Source organism: Vogesella urethralis (assembly GCF_007644045.2).
GTDB lineage: Bacteria > Pseudomonadota > Gammaproteobacteria > Burkholderiales > Chromobacteriaceae > Vogesella > Vogesella urethralis.
This window is the reverse complement of the sequence record NZ_VMDW02000011.1, coordinates 1-252: the sequence shown is the minus strand read 5'-3', so window position 1 is coordinate 252 and position 252 is coordinate 1. Positions and strand designations below refer to the sequence as shown.

Sequence of the window (252 nt, the reverse complement as noted above, 5' to 3'; positions counted from 1 at the left end):
GGTAAAGTCCTGCCGCGCGAATACCTGAAAGCGGCATGGGATTTTACCCGCGAGCGCAAGCTCGGCCTCCACGTTGACGGCGCACGTATCTTCAACGCCGTGGTGGAGTACGGCTGCGAGCTGAAAGCGATCACCCAATATTGCGACTCGTTCACCATATGCCTCTCTAAAGGGCTGGGCACGCCGGTAGGTTCCCTGCTGGTTGGCAGCGCAGACTACATCAGACGCGCCAACCGGTGGCGCAAAATGACC

1 protein-coding gene is annotated in these 252 nt (G+C 59.5%); it reads left to right on the top strand.

Annotated features, from left to right (window positions below; translation table 11 throughout):
- The coding region (locus FLQ03_RS00285) for a beta-eliminating lyase-related protein (RefSeq protein ID WP_240802168.1) at positions 1-252 on the top strand (252 nt) is incomplete at both ends.